This window comes from Desulfosporosinus metallidurans, from assembly GCF_001936615.1.
In the GTDB taxonomy this organism is placed as follows: domain Bacteria; phylum Bacillota; class Desulfitobacteriia; order Desulfitobacteriales; family Desulfitobacteriaceae; genus Desulfosporosinus; species Desulfosporosinus metallidurans.
The window spans coordinates 1-1,684 of record NZ_MLBF01000142.1; the positions used below are offsets into that span (position 1 = coordinate 1).

A 1,684-nucleotide genomic window follows, 5' to 3' on the forward strand; every position below is an offset into this window, starting at 1 on the left:
GTGTCGCTGCACCCCCTCTCAGAACGGAGCGTGCAAGTTTCCTGTGCACTCCGCTCGCCAGTGATTAACTATCAGCCGACATTAGCGTTTATAAATCTCTTACCGTCATATTTACCTGAGTGGATTTTGGTGTGGCATTCGAGACATACTGCGAGTGTTTTCCTTCTCATTGCCATCATTCGTTTCATCCATTCCGGTTTTTCTTTTCTACCGTTACTTTCGAGGTCTTTCAGTTTCTTGACGTGGTGCATTTCAATATTTCCACTTGATCCACATAACTCACACGTATCGTTCATCAGACGATCAATAAGTTGGCTCTTAATGCTGAACACTTTTCCTGTCGGTAATGCGTCCACAATTACGGCATCCTTCTTGTATCCGAGCTTAAACCCTCCGAAATAAGCGACCAACGGCTTTTTTTCTTCCCGTTTCACTTCCGTTTGAAGCACCTTGTAACTTTGTCCGTCCGTTTCGCGAGTCGTTTTGTACATCTTGAAGATTTTGTTGACCGTCGTTTTGAACTTATTCGCAAGGGTACGTGCTAAAGACAATTCCATTGTTCTCTTGAGACCATGTAACTGATGAGCATTATAGGCAAGCAGATAGTATTGAGCGAATCCACGAAATTCGGACTGGTATTGGGCAATAATATCAAAATCGGAGTTGACCGTCCGCTCTTTTCGATGAGTTGGTTTTCCGCTCTTCTTATATTGTCTTGCTTTGTCTTTCATCTTCTCGTCTGGAACGCGAAATCCGATCACCCCATTGATGCTGCGTTGTCCTCGTTTGTCATGTTTCGTATCCTGATGCAGTACGTGGATGTCATAACCGAGAAATCGCGCTTTTTCGGTTTTCGCATGGGTAATCAAGGTCTTTTCTTCGCTAAGCGTTAATTTTAGTTCACTCACGAGAAAGGTTCTAATTTGTTCCTTGACCTTGATCGCATCCTGCATGGGGCCTGAAACGCCCAACAACCAATCATCCGCATAGCGGATGTAATAGAGTCGTCTGAATGCCGGGTCAAACGCATCTTTGGAAGGCATGGACTGTCTCTGCTTGTTGAGTTCCTTTACTATCTTCCAGTCTTGATGGCGCATGTGTTTTTTAATCTGGTTGCTCAGCGCTTTGTAGGTTTTGTTCTCTGTCCTTCTGCCCCCGTAGTTATAGACGGGGAGGATGTGTTTCTCCATAAACTGGTCAAACTTGTCCATATAGAGGTTAGATAGCAAAGGACTTAAGATCCCCCCTTGCGGGCATCCGCTTAGGGTAGAATTATATTTCCAGTCTTCCATATACCCACATTCCAGAAAGCGTTTCATCAGTCTCACGAAGCGATTGTCTTTCACTTTTGCAGCCAGAATTCCGAGTAGAATGCTGTGATCGATACTGCCAAAACAGTCGCGGATATCGCCTTCAACGAACCATTTCACGCTTTTCCAGCCACCTTTAGCACGAATAGAATCAAGGGCTGTGTGGCATCCTCGATTGGAACGAAAACCGTGAGAAGCGTTGCTGAATTGCGGATCAAAGTAGATATTCAGAATCAGACGAATGACTTCTTGAAGTAATTTGTCCGACCAAGTTGGCAGTCCGAGAGGGCGTTGCTTCTTACTGCCTTTTTTCTTGATATACTCACGTCTGACGGGCGCAAAACGATAGGTTTCCTTTTTTAATCGATCGATAA

1 protein-coding gene is annotated in these 1,684 nt (G+C 44.7%); it reads right to left on the reverse strand.

Features of this window, described 5'->3' with window-relative positions; all coding sequences use genetic code 11:
• Positions 1–71: 71 nt before the first annotated feature.
• On the reverse strand, positions 72–1,684 hold a 1,613-nt coding region (locus DSOL_RS25980), incomplete at its 5' end, for a reverse transcriptase/maturase family protein (protein WP_075367583.1).